This is a genomic window from Dermacoccus sp. MPR-E5 (genome assembly GCF_058809565.1).
In genome coordinates, this window is sequence record NZ_JBXASS010000008.1 from 79306 (window position 1) to 95064 (window position 15759).

General features: G+C 65.7%; 8 protein-coding genes. 7 read left to right on the plus strand and 1 reads right to left on the minus strand.

Translation table 11 applies throughout. The annotated features are described in order from the left end of the window. Nucleotides 1–37 precede the first annotated feature (37 nt). The 7 genes from rpoB to AC1RS9_RS07940 all read left to right on the plus strand — a co-directional run bounded on the left by rpoB (nucleotide 38) and on the right by AC1RS9_RS07940 (nucleotide 14465). A complete protein-coding gene (gene rpoB, locus AC1RS9_RS07910) occupies nucleotides 38–3523 on the plus strand; it encodes a DNA-directed RNA polymerase subunit beta (RefSeq protein ID WP_006946069.1) in 3486 nt (1161 codons plus the stop codon). Between the two features lie 165 nt (nucleotides 3524–3688). Continuing rightward, nucleotides 3689–7585 carry a DNA-directed RNA polymerase subunit beta' gene (locus AC1RS9_RS07915; protein WP_062258613.1) on the plus strand — a complete coding sequence of 1299 codons (3897 nt, stop codon included), beginning with the start codon at nucleotides 3689–3691 and terminating at the stop codon, nucleotides 7583–7585. A 381-nt stretch (nucleotides 7586–7966) separates the two neighbouring features. Continuing rightward, nucleotides 7967–8341 carry a 30S ribosomal protein S12 gene (gene rpsL / locus AC1RS9_RS07920; protein WP_006946105.1) on the plus strand — a complete coding sequence of 125 codons (375 nt, stop codon included), beginning with the start codon at nucleotides 7967–7969 and terminating at the stop codon, nucleotides 8339–8341. After that, nucleotides 8341–8811 carry a 30S ribosomal protein S7 gene (gene rpsG, locus AC1RS9_RS07925; RefSeq protein WP_006946238.1) on the plus strand — a complete coding sequence of 157 codons (471 nt, stop codon included), beginning with the start codon at nucleotides 8341–8343 and terminating at the stop codon, nucleotides 8809–8811. The genes rpsL and rpsG overlap by 1 nt, the downstream gene beginning before the upstream one ends. 103 nt (nucleotides 8812–8914) lie before the next feature. After that, nucleotides 8915–11029, plus strand: a complete 2115-nt coding sequence (fusA, locus tag AC1RS9_RS07930) for an elongation factor G (RefSeq protein ID WP_074040621.1) — start codon at nucleotides 8915–8917, stop codon at nucleotides 11027–11029. 117 nt (nucleotides 11030–11146) lie between these two features. Then, nucleotides 11147–12343: an elongation factor Tu gene (gene tuf / locus AC1RS9_RS07935; protein WP_006946303.1), complete on the plus strand. Its 1197-nt coding sequence runs from the start codon at nucleotides 11147–11149 to the stop codon at nucleotides 12341–12343. A 151-nt stretch (nucleotides 12344–12494) separates the two neighbouring features. Then, complete coding sequence (locus AC1RS9_RS07940; RefSeq protein WP_143181258.1) at nucleotides 12495–14465, plus strand: hypothetical protein; 1971 nt, start codon at nucleotides 12495–12497, stop codon at nucleotides 14463–14465. 295 nt (nucleotides 14466–14760) lie between these two features. Here AC1RS9_RS07940 and AC1RS9_RS07945 read toward each other — a convergent pair whose 3' ends face one another. Continuing rightward, on the minus strand, nucleotides 14761–15606 hold the full coding sequence (locus AC1RS9_RS07945) for a hypothetical protein (protein ID WP_038567096.1): 846 nt from the start codon (nucleotides 15604–15606) through the stop codon (nucleotides 14761–14763). Nucleotides 15607–15759 lie beyond the last annotated feature (153 nt).

A 15759-nucleotide genomic window follows, 5' to 3' on the forward strand; every position in this document is an offset into this window, starting at 1 on the left:
CACTGCCGATCTGTAAGGCCTCTGGAAGGGACCCTCCTTGGCTGCCTCGCGCACCGCGACCCAGACTCTGTCCTCGGCGAAGACTGCCTCCGGCCGTCTCACCTTCGCCAAAATTCGTGAGCCCCTCGAAATCCCGGATCTGCTCGCGCTGCAGACCGAGAGCTTCGACTGGCTTCTCGGCAACGAGAAGTGGCAGGCCCGCGTGGCCGCCGCCAAGTCGGAGGGCCGTGTCGACGTGCCCGAGCGCTCCGGTCTGGAGGAGATCTTCGAGGAGATCTCGCCGATCGAAGACTTCTCCGGCTCGATGTCGCTGAGCTTCCGCGACCACCGATTCGAGGACGTCAAGTACTCAATCGAGGAGTGCAAGGAGCGCGACATGACGTACGCGGCTCCGCTGTTCGTCACGGCTGAGTTCATGAACGCCGAGACGGGCGAGATCAAGAGCCAGACGGTCTTCATGGGCGACTTCCCGCTCATGACGGACCGCGGCACGTTCGTCATCAACGGCACCGAGCGCGTCGTCGTCTCGCAGCTCGTCCGTTCGCCGGGCGTCTACTTCGAGCGCTCCATCGACAAGACCTCCGACAAGGAGATCTACACGGCGAAGGTCATCCCCAGCCGTGGTGCGTGGCTCGAGTTCGAGATCGACAAGCGCGACATGGTCGGTGTCCGCGTCGACCGCAAGCGCAAGCAGTCCGTGACGGTGCTGCTCAAGGCGCTGGGCTGGACCGAGGCTCAGATCCTCGAGGAGTTCGGCCAGTACGAGTCGATGCGCGCCACCCTGGAGAAGGACCACACGGCCGACCAGGACGCCGCGCTGCTCGAGATCTACCGCAAGCTGCGCCCGGGCGAACCGCCGACGCGTGAGGCTGCCCAGCAGCTGCTCGACAACCTGTACTTCAACGGCAAGCGCTACGATCTCGCGAAGGTCGGCCGCTACAAGGTCAACAAGAAGCTGGGCGTCGACGGCGGGCTCGAGGACTCGACGCTCGGCATCGACGACATCGTCGCCACCATCAAGTACATCGTCGCGCTGCACGCCGGCGAGGAGACGATGAAGGGCACGCGTCACGGCGAAGAGATCGACGTCCGCGTCGAGATCGACGACATCGACCACTTCGGCAACCGCCGCCTGCGCAACGTCGGTGAGCTCATCCAGAACCAGGTTCGCACGGGCCTGTCCCGCATGGAGCGCGTGGTTCGTGAGCGCATGACGACGCAGGACGTCGAGGCCATCACGCCGCAGACCCTGATCAACATCCGCCCCGTGGTGGCGTCGATCAAGGAGTTCTTCGGAACGTCGCAGCTGTCGCAGTTCATGGACCAGAACAACCCGCTCGCCGGTCTGACGCACAAGCGTCGTCTGTCCGCGCTGGGCCCGGGTGGTCTCTCGCGTGACCGCGCAGGCATGGAGGTCCGTGACGTCCACCCATCGCACTACGGCCGCATGTGCCCGATCGAGACGCCGGAAGGCCCGAACATCGGTCTCATCGGTTCGCTCGCGTCGTTCGGTCGCATCAACCCGTTCGGTTTCGTCGAGACGCCGTACCGCAAGGTCGTCGACGGCCAGGTCACCGACGACGTCGACTACTTGTCGGCCGACGAGGAGGACACGTTCGTCATCGCGCAGGCGAACGCGCCGCTGACGCCGGACAACCACTTCGCCGAGGACCGCGTCATGGCGCGCACCAAGGGCGGAGAGGCGAGCGACGTCGCGATCGAGGACGTCGACTACATGGACGTCTCGGCGCGTCAGATGGTGTCGGCCGCGACCGCACTCATCCCGTTCCTCGAGCACGACGACGCCAACCGCGCCCTCATGGGTGCCAACATGCAGCGTCAGGCGGTGCCGCTCGTTCGTTCGGAGGCTCCGCTCGTCGGTACCGGCATCGAGTACCGTGCGGCACTCGACTCGGGTGACGTCGTGCGAGCCACGAAGGCGGGTGTCGTGCAGGAGGTCTCCGCCGACCTCGTCACGGTCGCCAACGACGACGCGACGTACTCGACGTACCGCATCGCGAAGTTCACGCGCTCGAACCAGGGCACCTGCTACAACCAGCGTGTCGTGGTCAACGAGGGTGAGCGCCTCGAGGAGGGCGCCGTCATCGCTGACGGCCCCGCCACCGACGGCGGCGAGATGTCGCTCGGCAAGAACCTGCTCGTGGCGTTCATGCCGTGGGAGGGCTACAACTACGAGGACGCGATCATCCTGTCGCAGCGCCTCGTGCAGGACGACACGCTCTCCTCGATCCACATCGAGGAGCACGAGATCGACGCCCGCGACACGAAGCTGGGCCCGGAGGAGATCACGCGGGACATCCCGAACGTCTCCGACGAGGTGCTGGCCGACCTCGACGAGCGCGGCATCATCCGCGTCGGCGCCGAGGTTCGTGACGGCGACCTGCTCGTCGGCAAGGTCACGCCCAAGGGTGAGACCGAGCTGACGCCGGAGGAGCGCCTGCTGCGCGCCATCTTCGGTGAGAAGGCCCGCGAGGTTCGCGACACGTCGATGAAGGTTCCGCACGGTGAGACCGGCACGGTCATCGGCGTCAAGGTCTTCGACCGTGACGAGGGCGACGAGCTGCCCCCGGGCGTCAACCAGCTCGTGCGTGTCTACGTGGCGAACAAGCGCAAGATCACCGACGGTGACAAGCTCGCCGGCCGTCACGGCAACAAGGGCGTCATCTCGAAGATCCTGCCGGTCGAGGACATGCCGTTCCTCGAGGACGGCACGCCGGTCGACGTCGTGCTCAACCCGCTCGGTGTTCCCTCGCGAATGAACCCCGGTCAGGTGCTCGAGCTGCACATGGGCTGGGCCGCCTCGCGTGGTTGGAAGATCGAGGGCGACCCGGAGTGGGCGGCCAAGATCCCGGCCGATGCACGTGAGACGGGCCCGAACACCCGTATTGCGACGCCAGTGTTCGACGGTGCGCGCGAGACGGAGATCCGTGGCCTGCTCGAGTCGACGAACACGACGCGCGACGGCGTGCGCCTCATCGGCGACTCCGGCAAGGCGCAGCTGTTCGACGGCCGCTCGGGTGAGCCGTTCCCGGAGCCGGTCTCCGTCGGGTACATGTACATCCTGAAGCTGCACCACCTCGTCGACGAGAAGATCCACGCGCGTTCGACGGGTCCGTACTCGATGATCACGCAGCAGCCGCTCGGTGGTAAGGCGCAGTTCGGTGGTCAGCGCTTCGGTGAGATGGAGGTGTGGGCCCTCGAGGCCTACGGCGCCGCATACGCCCTGCAGGAGTTGCTGACGATCAAGTCGGACGACGTGACGGGCCGCGTCAAGGTGTACGAGGCCATCGTCAAGGGCGAGAACATCCCCGAGCCGGGCATCCCGGAGTCGTTCAAGGTCCTCATCAAGGAGATGCAGTCGCTCTGCCTCAACGTCGAGGTCCTGAGCAGTGACGGCACCGCCATCGACCTGCGCGACTCGGAGCAGGAAGTGTTCCGGGCCGCGGAGGAGCTGGGCATCGACCTGTCGCGCCGCGAGCCGAGCAGCGTCGAGGAAGTCTGATCACGGCGCCCGACACGCGGTGGGTCGATCGAGATGATCGCCCGGCCCACCGCGTGTCGGATCAGCCGGCGCAGACGTAGGTCCGCGGCTCGAACGAGCCGACCGGACAACCACAACAGCAACGATCAGACTTTTCAGATTTAGGCGAGAGAAGGAATCAGCAACGTGCTGGACGTCAACTTCTTCGACGAGCTTCGCATCGGCCTCGCGACCGCGGACGACATCCGCGAGTGGTCGCACGGCGAGGTCAAGAAGCCCGAAACCATCAACTACCGCACCCTCAAGCCCGAGAAGGACGGACTCTTCTGCGAGAAGATCTTCGGCCCGACGCGCGACTGGGAGTGCTACTGCGGCAAGTACAAGCGCGTCCGTTTCAAGGGCATCATCTGTGAGCGCTGCGGCGTCGAGGTCACGCGCTCCGCGGTTCGTCGCGAGCGCATGGGCCACATCGAGCTCGCCGCGCCGGTCACGCACATCTGGTACTTCAAGGGTGTCCCGAGCCGTCTGGGCTACCTGCTGGACCTCGCGCCGAAGGACCTCGAGAAGGTCATCTACTTCGCGGCCTACATGATCACCTCGGTCGACGAGGAGCAGCGTCACGCCGACCTGCCGTCGCTCGAGAACCAGATCGAGGTCGAGAAGAAGGAACTCGAGAACCGTCGCGACGCGGACATCAACACGCGTTCGACGAAGCTCGAGGCCGACCTCGCCGAGCTCGAGAAGGAGGGCGCCAAGGCTGACGCCCGCCGCAAGGTCCGCGAGTCGGCCGAGCGCGAGATGACGCAGATCCGCAAGCGCGCGGATCAGCAGATCGAGCGCCTCGAGCAGGTCTGGGATCGTTTCAAGAACCTCAAGGTCCAGGACCTCGAGGGCGACGAGATCCTCTACCGCGAGATGCGTGACCGTTTCGGTCTGTACTTCGAGGGCGGCATGGGCGCTGCGGCGCTGCAGAAGCGTCTCGAGAACTTCGACCTCGACGCCGAGGCGGAGCTGCTGCGCGAGATCATCGCGACGGGCAAGGGCCAGAAGAAGACGCGTGCGCTCAAGCGTCTGCGCGTCGTCACGGCCTTCCAGCAGACCGAGAACAAGCCGGCCGGCATGGTTCTCGACTGCGTCCCGGTCATCCCGCCGGACCTGCGTCCGATGGTGCAGCTCGACGGTGGCCGTTTCGCGACGTCCGACCTCAACGACCTGTACCGCCGTGTGATCAACCGCAACAACCGACTCAAGCGTCTGCTCGACCTCGGTGCGCCGGAGATCATCGTCAACAACGAGAAGCGCATGCTTCAGGAGGCCGTCGACGCGCTGTTCGACAATGGCCGTCGTGGTCGACCGGTGACGGGTCCGGGCAACCGCCCGCTCAAGTCGCTGTCCGACATGCTCAAGGGCAAGCAGGGTCGTTTCCGTCAGAACCTGCTCGGCAAGCGAGTCGACTACTCGGGTCGTTCGGTCATCGTCGTCGGTCCGACGCTCAAGCTGCACCAGTGCGGTCTGCCCAAGCAGATGGCGCTCGAGCTGTTCAAGCCGTTCGTCATGAAGCGCCTCGTCGACCTCGAGCACGCGCAGAACATCAAGTCGGCGAAGCGCATGGTCGAGCGTGCCCGCCCGGTCGTGTGGGATGTCCTCGAAGAGGTCATCCGTGAGCACCCCGTGCTGCTCAACCGCGCGCCGACGCTGCACCGTCTGGGCATCCAGGCGTTCGAGCCGCAGCTCGTCGAGGGCAAGGCTGTCCAGATCCACCCGCTCGTCTGCTCGGCGTTCAACGCCGACTTCGACGGTGACCAGATGGCCGTGCACGTGCCGCTCAGCTCCGAGGCGCAGGCCGAGGCCCGCATCCTCATGCTCTCGAGCAACAACATCCTCAAGCCCGCCGACGGTCGTCCCGTGACGATGCCGACGCAGGACATGATCATCGGTCTGTTCCACCTCACCTCCGAGGTGCTCGACGCCGACGAGATGAAGGACGAGGACATCCGCGCGTTCTCGACAGTCGCCGAGGCCCGCATGGCCTTCGACGCGGGCGAGATCAAGATCGGCACGCCGATCTCGGTGCGTCTTCGCGACTTCGTCCCGACGGCCGGCACGGTGCTGCCCGACGGCGTCGAGGCGGACGAGAACGGCTTCGTCTCCGAGCTGCGGATCCGTACGACCCTGGGTCGCGCGATCTTCAACGGCACGCTGCCGGAGGACTACGAGTACATCAACAAGCCCGTCGACAAGAAGGTCCTCTCGGCCATCGTCAACGACCTTGCGGAGCGTTACTCGAAGGTCCAGGTCGCGGCGTCGCTCGATGCGCTGAAGGAGACCGGTTTCCACTGGGCCACGCGCTCGGGCACGACCGTCGCCATCTCGGACGTCGTCATGCCCTCGAACAAGGACGAGATCCTCGAGAGCTACGACGCCAAGGCCGCGAAGGTGCAGCTGCAGTTCGACCGTGGTCTCATCACGGACGACGAGCGCCGTCAGGAGCTCATCGAGATCTGGACGCAGGCGGCGAACGAGGTCTCCAAGCAGATGGAGAACAACTTCCCGAAGGACAACCCGATCTACCGCATGGTCAACTCGGGTGCCCGTGGTAACTGGTTCCAGCTGCGCCAGCTCGCGGGTATGCGAGGCCTCATGGCCAACCCGAAGGGTGAGATCATCCCGCGTCCGATCAAGGCCAACTTCCGAGAGGGCCTGTCGGTGCTGGAGTTCTTCATCTCGACCCACGGTGCGCGAAAGGGTCTGGCCGACACCGCTCTGCGTACGGCCGACTCGGGTTACCTGACGCGTCGTCTCGTCGACGTCTCGCAGGACGTCATCATCCGCGAGGAGGACTGCGGCACGAAGCGCGGGCTCGTCCTGCCGATCGCGCAGCGCAACTCTGACGGCCAGCTCGTCGAGCACGAGGACGTCGAGAGCTCGGTCTACGCCCGCAACGTGGCGCAGACGGTCGAGATCGACGGCGAGACGTTCCTGCAGGCCGGTGACGACCTCGGTGACGTCGCGCTCAGCAAGCTGATCGACGCCGGCATCGAAGAGGTCAAGGTCCGCTCGGTCCTCACCTGCGAGTCGCGTGTCGGGACGTGTGCGAAGTGCTACGGCCGTTCGCTCGCGACCGGCAAGCTCGTCGACATCGGCGAGGCCGTCGGCATCATCGCGGCGCAGTCGATCGGTGAGCCGGGTACGCAGCTGACGATGCGTACCTTCCACACCGGCGGTGCAGCGGGTGACGACATCACGCAGGGTCTGCCCCGAGTCGTCGAGCTCTTCGAGGCTCGCACGCCGAAGGGTGTCGCCCCGATCGCGGAGGCATCCGGAAAGATCGAGATCGAGGAGACCGACAAGGCTCGTCGCATCAACCTCATCCCGGACGACGGCTCGGAGCCGCACGCCTACCCGGTGAGCAAGCGCGCGCGCCTGCTCGTCGAGGACGGCCAGCGCGTCGAGGTCGGCACGCTGCTCGTGCAGGGTGCGATCGACCCGAAGCAGGTGCTGCGCATCCTCGGCCCGCGTGAGGTGCAGAAGCACCTCGTCGACGAGGTCCAGGGCGTGTACCGCCAGCAGGGTGTGTCGATCCACGACAAGCACATCGAGGTCATCGTGCGTCAGATGCTGCGCCGCGTGACGATCATCGAGGCGGGTGACACCGACCTGCTCCCGGGTGAGCTGGCCGACCGCGCGCGCTTCGAGGACGCCTCGCGCAAGGCGATCGCCGAGGGCGGACGTCCGGCGTCGGGTCGTAGCGAGCTCATGGGTATCACGAAGGCTTCGCTGGCCACCGAGTCGTGGCTGTCGGCGGCATCGTTCCAGGAGACGACGCGCGTCCTCACCGAGGCCGCGATGAACGTCAAGAGCGACCCGCTGCTCGGCCTCAAGGAGAACGTCATCCTCGGAAAGCTCATCCCGGCGGGTACCGGCCTCAGCCGTTACCGCAACGTCAAGGTGGAGCCGACGGAGGAGGCGAAGGCCGCGATGTACGCGCTGCCGGACTACCAGCCGTACGACTACCCGGTCTTTGGCCCGGGCTCGGGCGAGGCCGTCCGATTGGACGACGCGACGCTCGGCTTCGACAGCTGATCGACGCAGATCCACGCCGCGAGGGGCATCTCCTGCACAGGCAGGGGGTGCCTCTCGCGGTGTCCTCAGGTTCTTCGGCGTGTCGCGTTGCGGTCGGAACGTGCAGGCTCCCGCGATTTGGCCGGGGCCCGGGAGAGTCGGTAAACTACTCGGGTGCATGGCAGGAGTCTGTCCGGACTCCACTCATGATCACACCCTCGCCGGGCAGTCGCCGCGATGGGCCGCGCACGGCGTCTCGAACGTCGTGCATGCGTCCCGCGACGAAAGTGCAGGGGAGGGGTCGCGCCTGTTGCGCCCTTCGGCGCACGATCCGCGACGAGACCAAGGAGCCTGCGATTCATCTTGCAGGCAGAACAGACACGACACGTTCGGAGAACTAGGTTGCCTACGATCAACCAGCTCGTCCGCAAGGGTCGCCAGGACAAGGCCACGAAGGCCTCGACTCCGGCTCTCAAGGGCAGCCCCCAGCGACGCGGTGTGTGCACCCGCGTCTACACCACGACCCCGAAGAAGCCGAACTCGGCTCTGCGCAAGGTCGCCCGTGTGAAGCTCACCTCTGGCATCGAGGTAACGGCTTACATCCCGGGCGTCGGCCACAACCTGCAGGAGCACTCGATCGTGCTCGTGCGTGGTGGCCGTGTGAAGGACCTTCCCGGTGTGCGCTACAAGATCATCCGCGGCGCGCTCGACACCCAGGGTGTCAAGGGCCGTAACCAGGCTCGTAGCCGCTACGGCGCCAAGAAGGAGAAGAAGTAATGCCTCGTAAGGGTCCTGCTCCTAAGCGCCCCCTCGTCGTCGACCCGGTCTACGGTTCGCCGCTCGTCACGCAGCTCGTCAACAAGATCCTGCTCGACGGCAAGAAGTCCATCGCTGAGCGCATCGTGTACGACGCCCTCGAAGGCTGCCGTGAGAAGACGGGTACCGACCCGGTCGTGACGCTGAAGCGCGCTCTCGACAACATCAAGCCGGCCCTCGAGGTCAAGTCCCGCCGCGTCGGTGGTGCGACCTACCAGGTGCCGATCGAGGTCAAGCCGGGCCGCGCGACGACGCTGTCGCTGCGCTGGCTCGTCGGCTACTCGCGTCAGCGTCGCGAGAAGACGATGACCGAGCGTCTGATGAACGAGATCCTGGACGCCAGCAACGGTCTGGGTGCCGCGGTCAAGCGCCGCGAGGACACGCACAAGATGGCCGAGTCGAACAAGGCCTTCGCGCACTACCGCTGGTGATCGCGGTTGGGTCGGCGGCCCGTCCTCTCCGTAGGATGGGTTCGGGCCGCCGTCCCGGCTCGCTCCAGCTACTCACACTGAATTTCGAACGAGAAGAGACACCGTGGCACAGGACGTGCTGACTGACCTCAAGAAGGTCCGCAACATCGGCATCATGGCGCACATCGACGCCGGCAAGACGACGGTGACCGAGCGGATCCTGTTCTACACCGGCGTCAACCACAAGATCGGTGAGACGCACGACGGTGCGTCGACGACCGACTGGATGGAGCAGGAGAAGGAGCGTGGCATCACGATCACGTCCGCTGCTGTGACGTCGTTCTGGAACGGCACCCAGATCAACATCATCGACACGCCGGGCCACGTCGACTTCACCGTCGAGGTCGAGCGTTCCCTGCGCGTGCTCGACGGCGCCGTCGCCGTCTTCGACGGCAAGGAGGGCGTCGAGCCCCAGTCCGAGACGGTCTGGCGTCAGGCGGACAAGTACGACGTTCCGCGCATGTGCTTCGTCAACAAGATGGACAAGATGGGTGCGGACTTCTACTTCACCGTGCAGACCATCAAGGACCGTCTGGGCGCCGAGCCCCTCGTTCTCCAGCTCCCCATCGGTGCGGAGAACGACTTCATCGGTGTCGTCGACCTCGTCGAGATGCGGGCGCTCGTGTGGCCCGGTGACGCCAAGGGTGACGTCACCATGGGCGCCAAGTACGAGATCCAGGAGATCCCGGCCGACCTGCAGGCCAAGGCCGAGGAGTACCGCAACGCGCTCGTCGAGCGCGTCGCCGAGTCGGACGACGACCTCATGGAGAAGTACCTCGGTGGCGAGGAGCTCACGACGGCTGAGATCAAGGCCGGCATCCGCAAGCTCACGGTCAACTCCGAGTTGTACCCGGTCATGTGTGGTTCGGCCTTCAAGAACCGCGGTGTCCAGCCCATGCTCGACGCCGTCGTCGACTACCTGCCGAGCCCGCTCGACGTCCGCCCGATGATCGGCCACAAGCCGGGCGACGAGGAGACCGAGATCACGCGCAAGCCGGCTCTCGACGAGCCGTTCTCGGCGCTGGCGTTCAAGGTCGCCGCGCACCCGTTCTTCGGTTCGCTGACCTTCATCCGCGTCTACTCGGGCAAGATCTCCGCCGGCTCGGCCGTCGTCAACTCGACGAAGGGCAAGAAGGAGCGCGTCGGCAAGCTCTTCCAGATGCACGCCAACAAGGAGAACCCGGTCGAGGAAGCGCAGGCCGGTCACATCTACGCGGCGATCGGTCTGAAGGAGACCACCACCGGTGACACGCTGTCCGACGTGAACGAGCAGATCGTTCTCGAGTCGATGACGTTCCCGGAGCCCGTCATCTCCGTGGCCATCGAGCCCAAGACGAAGGGTGACCAGGAGAAGCTCTCCACGGCCATCCAGAAGCTCGCTCAGGAAGACCCGACCTTCCAGGTCGAGCTCGACGAGGAGACCGGTCAGACCATCATCCGAGGCATGGGCGAGCTCCACCTCGACATCCTGGTCGACCGCATGAAGCGCGAGTTCAAGGTCGAGGCAAACGTCGGTGCGCCGCAGGTCGCCTACCGCGAGACGATCCGCAAGGCCGTCCCGAAGTACGACTACACGCACAAGAAGCAGACCGGTGGTTCGGGCCAGTTCGCGAAGGTCCAGATCACCTTCGAGCCCCTGGACACGGCCGAGGGCGAGCTCTACGAGTTCGAGAACGCCGTCGTCGGTGGCCGCGTGCCGCGCGAGTACATCCCGTCGGTCGACAACGGCATCCAGGATGCGATGCAGCAGGGTGTCCTCGCGGGCTACCCGCTGGTCGGCATCAAGGCGATCCTCGTCGACGGTGCCTACCACGACGTCGACTCCTCGGAGATGGCGTTCAAGATTGCCGGTTCCATGGCGCTCAAGGAGGCCGTCCGCAAGGCCGACCCCGTGCTGCTCGAGCCGATGATGGCTGTCGAGGTCCGTACGCCCGAGGAGTACATGGGTGACGTGATCGGTGACATCAACTCCCGCCGTGGCCAGATCCAGGCCATGGAGGACGTCAGTGGTGCCAAGGTCGTTCGCGGCCTGGTTCCGTTGTCGGAGATGTTCGGGTACGTTGGCGACCTCCGTTCCAAGACGCAGGGTCGTGCCAACTACACGATGCAGTTCGACTCGTACAGCGAGGTTCCCCGGAGCGTCGCGGACGAGATCATCAAGAAGATCCGGGGCGAGTGAACGGGTTCATCCCCGTCGATTGACCCGTACACCACCTGTAACCAACAGACGCGTCCCGGCGCCTTCACCCGAAGGCGACACAGCGTTTGACCAACACAAGTCCTGAGGAGGACCCAAGTGGCGAAGGCAAAGTTCGAGCGGAACAAGCCGCACGTCAACATCGGCACCATTGGTCACATCGACCACGGCAAGACGACGCTGACGGCAGCAATCTCCAAGGTTCTGCACGACAAGTACCCCGAGCTCAACCCCTTCACGCCGTTCGACGAGATCGACAAGGCGCCCGAGGAGAAGCAGCGCGGCATCACCATCTCGATCGCGCACATCGAGTACCAGACGGAGCAGCGTCACTACGCTCACGTCGACTGCCCCGGTCACGCTGACTACGTGAAGAACATGATCACGGGTGCGGCGCAGATGGACGGCGCCATCCTCGTCGTCGCCGCGACCGACGGTCCGATGCCGCAGACGAAGGAGCACGTCCTCCTGGCTCGCCAGGTTGGCGTTCCCTACATCGTCGTCGCGCTGAACAAGGCTGACATGGTCGACGACGAAGAGATCATGGAGCTCGTCGAGATGGAGGTCCGCGAACTGCTGTCCTCCTACGACTTCCCGGGTGACGACCTGCCCGTCGTTCAGGTCTCGGCGCTCAAGGCGCTCGAGGGCGACGCCGAGTGGGGCGACAAGCTCATGAACCTCATGAACGCTGTCGACGAGTCGATCCCGGAGCCGGAGCGCGACATCGACAAGCCGTTCCTCATGCCCGTCGAGGACGTCTTCACGATCACCGGTCGTGGCACCGTCGTCACCGGTCGCATCGAGCGCGGTGTCCTGAACGTCAACGAGGACGTCGAGATCGTCGGTATCCACGAGGGTCCGGCTGCCAAGACGACCGTCACGGGCATCGAGATGTTCCGCAAGCTGCTCGACGAGGGTCGCGCGGGTGAGAACGTCGGTCTGCTCCTTCGCGGCATCAAGCGCGAGGACGTCGAGCGTGGCCAGGTCGTCGTGAAGCCGGGTTCGATCACCCCGCACACGGACTTCGAGGCTCAGGTCTACATCCTGTCGAAGGACGAGGGTGGCCGTCACACGCCGTTCTACGACAACTACCGTCCGCAGTTCTACTTCCGTACGACGGACGTCACGGGTGTCGTGCACCTGCCCGAGGGCACCGAGATGGTCATGCCCGGCGACAACACCGACATGACGGTGGAGCTCATCCAGCCCATCGCCATGGAGGAGGGCCTGAAGTTCGCCATCCGTGAGGGTGGTCGTACGGTCGGCGCCGGTCGCGTCACCAAGATCATCAAGTGATCTGATCCCTTCGGGGATCCATCCGCAAAGGGTCTCGAGGCACTCGCCTCGGGGCCCTTTGCCGTGCTCGGGGCACTGTCTGCGGCGCCGTAGGATGTTCCGGTGCTGAACCCGCCGTAACGCCCCACCACTCGTCGTCCTGCTCCTCGTGGTGTTCGCCGCTCCGGTTCTCGTCGACGTCGAACCGCTTGCGGCTTTGCGGTACGCCCTCTGGACAGCTTTGTGGTGGGTCTTCGGTTGGGCCCTGGTCGGGCGCTACACCACCGGTGGGTTCGAGCGAGCCACGGTCGGCGCGGCCGTGGGCATCTGGGCGCAGCTCGCGAACTGGCTTCTGTGGCAGGTCGTCGGTGCGCCGACGTTCACGGTTGCCCGCGGCGTAGTGGCACTCGTCGCGGCAGGCGTTCTGGAGCGACGCGCCAGGAATCGAACGACACTGCCCAGCGGCGACGAGCACGACGTGGACGACGAGCGCGTCGGGCAGCACGAGGCTGCGGTTCGGGGCATCCCGACCGGCTCGCTGTGGCTACTCACCGTGGCGACGTTCTGGATGGCGTGGCTCTTCGTCGGATTCGGACGTCATCAGTCGCGCCCGCCCGGTCCCAGCACGATGTACCAGGACCTGTACTGGCACGTTGGAATCGCTGCGGAACTCAAACGGACGGCGCTGCCCACGGTTCCTCACGTCGAGGTCCTCGGTCAGCTCAACTATTACTGGTTGAGCAACGCCTACATGGCGTCCGGGAGCCTGGGCTCCTTCACCTCGACGTCGGACGTGGCGACGCGCCTGTGGTACCTGCCTGTTGTTGCTCTGGCGCTCGCGCTGTGCCTCGTCGTCGGGCGCAGGCTGAGCGGGGCCTGGATCGCAGGGACGGCGGCGATCGTCCTGTTCGTGATTCCGGCGGGCATCGTGCCCATGGCCTGGAAGGGCCCGACCGGCCCGACGACGGCTTTCGTCTTGCCCAGCCCGTCGCAGATCTTCGGTCTCGTCTTCACCCTGTGGGCCGCGTGGCTGTTCGTGCCGATCCTGCGGGGAGCACGCATCGGCTGGAAGGGCGCCATCGTCTGCTTGGTGACCGCCTTCGTGTGCGCCGGCGCGAAGTCGAGCATCCTGCCGGTCTTCTGCTGCGGGGCCCTCGCGGTGGGGGTCGTGTACGTTCGCAGGTCTGCGGTGCGACGTGGTGCCGCGATCGTCTTCGGTTCCTGCCTCGCCGGAATCGCCCTCGCGTTGCCCCTGTTCGCGGGCGGCTCCGCCGGGTCCAAGATCCGACTCTTCTCAAGCTTCCGGCACCAGAGCCCGTACAAGCACTACGTCGAGCCGCCGAACACGTTCGACCACGGCCCCTTCGTGATGCCGCATCTCGAGACAACGGGAGTGGTCGTGCTCGTTGTCGGTCTGCTCGTGGCTCTCGCCGTGCAGTACGGCTACGCCGCAACGAGCGTTGCCCTGGGGCGCACGTGGCGGACCGACCCCGCACCCGTCTTCCTGCTCGCGTCCTTCGCGGCGAGCCTCGCCGCCTACCTGCTCGTGGACCACACGGGGATGTCGCAGGGCTACTTCCCGATGGGCGCCCTGCCCCTCATCGCCCTCCTTGCAGGGTGGGGGTTCGCCGAGCTGTGGGAACGAAACGCCTCGCGCCGGTGGCAGATGCTCTCGGTGGGATTCGCCATCGGTGGGCTGCTGCTTCTGGCCCTTTGTTGGGCGAGCGGCACATCGGTGCCCGATCGGACGGACATCCCGGCAAGCGTGCTCGCCTTCGCGCTCCTGACGCTGGTGCTCGTCGTCGGTGCAATCGTGGTCAGTCGTTACCGGCCGCTCGTCGGAGCCGGAATCCTCTTCGGAGCGGCACTGGTCTTTCCCGCGTTCAACGTCGGCAAGAACGACGCTGGAAGCCTGTTCTCCACCGTGACGGACGACAAGACATGGACCGTGTCCGCACAGGAGACGTCTGCGGCACAGTGGGTTCGAGATCACTCGGGCGAGACGGACGTCGTGGCCACCAACGTCCACTGTCGGGTGCCCGAGGACGCCGAGTGCGACTCGCGCGCCTACTGGGTGAGCGCGCTGACCGAGCGGCGGGTCTTCATCGAGGCATGGGGGCTACACCGATCCCGCGCAACGTAATGCAGGTAAGGGCGGTCTACCGGCGACGTCGCAGCCGTTCTCGGATCAGAAGCTCTTCGCGCTCAACGAGAAGGTCTTTCACGATCCCGACCGCGCCACCGTCGAGCAACTGCAACGGCGGGGAGTCCGTTGGCTCTACGCCGACACCGCGGCCAGCGACGTGGCTCCTGACCTCGCGGAGTACGCGGCTGCCGTACATCACTCCGGAACCGTCACGGTCTATCGACTGGACTAGGGGAACGCACGAACGTGGGCCGGGGGGCACGCGATGGTCCCGGCCCACGTTCGTTCGAACTCAGAGCGTGCCGCTCTGGCCGACGTAGCAGGTGCTCGCCTTCCAGTCGCGCGGCGCTTCGTGCAGCTCAGCCTTGAAGGTGCCGCTCTTGGCGCCCTTGACGTCCGGCAGGCCGTGGCCGACGATCACACGCTTGTTCGCGTCCATGCAGATGGCCCGGATCCCGGTGACCGGCGAGTCACCGTTCGCGGCGTAGTTGCCGGTGATGACCGGGCGGCGGTTCGGGCCGTCGTTGTTGATCTTGACGTTGCTCATAGTGATGTCGTCCGAGCGGTCGTCGGTCTCGTTCTTGGTGAGGCTGAGGCGCACCTTCTTGATGCCCGCCGGGGCCTTGCCGAGCTTGGTGCTGATCTTGATCATGTCCTTGCCCTTGCCGACCTTGATCCTGTCCTCGACCGTGCCGATCACCTTGCCGCTCGCGTCGAGCATGTCGTAGCGGACCGTGGCCTTGCCCGGGCCGGTGCCGTCGACCTTGAGGACGGCGTAGAACTCGCCGTACTTGCTGTCCGGACGCTTCTGGTAACCGCCGGCGGTGACGAGCGTCGCCTTCGTCACGGGGCCGCTGGGCATGCTGGCCGCCTGTTCGGGTGATGCTGCCCCCTGGTCCTTCTCGTCCGTCGTGCCGGCGTCCTCGGTCGGGTCGGAGGGCGTCGTCGTGGACGACGTCGTGTCTTCGCTCGACTTCTCGGACTGCGTCGACGGCGGGGCCTCGTCCGTGCTGCTGGACTTCGACGTGGTCGAGGAGGAACCGCTCCCGCCGGTTGCCGACTCCGGGCCGCAGGCTCCGAGAGCCAGCGCCGAGGCGAGGGAGAGGGAAAGGACCGTAGCTCGTGTCGTCTTACGCATGATCGTCTTCCTTCGTGTGTGAGCCGGACTGGATGAACGTCTGACGGGCCTGTGCGCCAGGAGGTTCCTTCGAATTCGTATACGGCGGAAGTCTGCTCGAACCCCAGGCGGCGTTGGGGGAGTGAGACGTGTCTGGCTGCGGGGCTCTGTGCG